At 51.9% G+C, this 1,915-nt stretch carries 2 tRNA genes and 2 rRNA genes; all 4 read right to left on the bottom strand.

The window, feature by feature from the left end:
- A 23S ribosomal RNA gene (locus tag WN59_RS07955) occupies positions 1 to 1,006 on the bottom strand; the annotation flags it as partial.
- A gap of 151 nt (positions 1,007 to 1,157) precedes the next feature.
- A tRNA-Ala gene (locus tag WN59_RS07950) sits at positions 1,158 to 1,233 on the bottom strand.
- A 14-nt stretch (positions 1,234 to 1,247) separates the two neighbouring features.
- Positions 1,248 to 1,324: transfer RNA gene (locus tag WN59_RS07945), tRNA-Ile, on the bottom strand.
- Positions 1,325 to 1,421: 97 nt separating this feature from the next.
- Positions 1,422 to 1,915 (bottom strand): 16S ribosomal RNA (locus tag WN59_RS07940); the annotation flags it as partial.

Below are 1,915 nucleotides of genomic sequence, written 5' to 3'. Positions count from 1 at the left end.
CCTCTCGACAATGGACCTTATCACCCACTGTCTGACTCCCATGAAGCACATCGATGGCATTCGGAGTTTGTCTGAATTCGGTAACCCGGGATGGGCCCCTCGTCCAAACAGTGCTCTACCTCCACGATGCTCTCATGAGGCTATACCTAAATATATTTCGGAGAGAACCAGCTATCTCCAGGTTCGATTGGAATTTCTCCGCTACCCACACCTCATCCGGTCACTTTTCAACGTAAGTCGGTTCGGCCCTCCATCCAGTGTTACCTGGACTTCAGCCTGGACATGGGTAGATCACCTGGTTTCGGGTCTGCAACCCCATACTTATTCGCCCGCTTCAGACTCGCTTTCGCTGCGGCTCCGCATTCGCTGCTTAACCTTGCATGAGATCACAACTCGCCGGTTCATTCTACAAAAGGCACGCCATCACCCATTAACGGGCTCTGACTACTTGTAGGCACACGGTTTCAGGTTCTGTTTCACTCCCCTTCCGGGGTGCTTTTCACCTTTCCCTCACGGTACTGGTTCGCTATCGGTCACTAAGGAGTATTTAGCCTTGGGAGATGGGCCTCCCGGATTCCGACGGAATTCCTCGTGTTCCGCCGTACTCAGGATCCACCGGGCCGCATAATGTCCTTTGCCTACGGGACTGTTACCCCCTCCGGCCGGCCTTTCCAGGCCGTTCGGCTCAACATTACTTGGCGTGTCGGTGTCCTACAACCCCAGCCGAAGCTGGTTTGGGCTCTTCCCGTTTCGCTCGCCGCTACTCAGGGAATCGATTTTTCTTTCTCTTCCTCCGGGTACTGAGATGTTTCAGTTCCCCGGGTCTACCGCCGCGTCAGCTATCTATTCACTGACCGGCAACACATAATGATGTGCTGGGTTCCCCCATTCGGAAATCTTCGGTTCAACGCTTACTTACAGCTCCCCGAAGCATATCGGTGTTGGTTCCGTCCTTCATCGGCTCTTAGTGCCAAGGCATCCACCGTGCGCCCTTCATTACTTAATCGCAATGAATTTGTGAGTGTGCCGCATCAAGCGGCACAACGCGTGTTTGTGTGAACTCTTTTTAATTTCAGTTCTCGGTTTTCTACGCTTTGATTTTCGGTTAAAAATCATTTATTGCTTCTCTATCCGGTTTTCAATGTACATGTTTAAAATGGTGGAGACTAGCGGGATCGAACCGCTGACCTCCTGCGTGCAAAGCAGGCGCTCTCCCAGCTGAGCTAAGCCCCCATGGCTTCATATAATGGTGGGCCTAAGTGGACTCGAACCACCGACCTCACGCTTATCAGGCGTGCGCTCTAACCAGCTGAGCTATAGGCCCATTATATATTATATGATATTGATTTGTGAACACTCTGAATAGAACATTCAAAACTGAATACAATATGTCAACCATTCCGTTCCGTATTTATCCTTAGAAAGGAGGTGATCCAGCCGCACCTTCCGATACGGCTACCTTGTTACGACTTCACCCCAATCATCGGTCCCACCTTCGACGGCTGCCTCCCAGAAGGGTTGGCCCACCGGCTTCAGGTGTTACTGACTTTCGTGGTGTGACGGGCGGTGTGTACAAGACCCGGGAACGTATTCACCGTGGCATTCTGATCCACGATTACTAGCGATTCCAGCTTCATGGAGTCGAGTTGCAGACTCCAATCCGAACTGAGAACAGTTTTATGGGATTCGCTCAACCTCGCGGTCTCGCTGCCCTTTGTACCTGTCCATTGTAGCACGTGTGTAGCCCAAATCATAAGGGGCATGATGATTTGACGTCATCCCCACCTTCCTCCGGTTTGTCACCGGCAGTCTCACTAGAGTGCCCAACTCAATGCTGGCAACTAGTCATAAGGGTTGCGCTCGTTGCGGGACTTAACCCAACATCTCACGACACGAGCTGACGACAACCATGCAC

The sequence above is a fragment of the Salinicoccus sediminis genome (assembly GCF_000986795.1).
GTDB lineage: Bacteria > Bacillota > Bacilli > Staphylococcales > Salinicoccaceae > Salinicoccus > Salinicoccus sediminis.
This window is presented reverse-complemented; position numbering and strand designations above follow the sequence as displayed.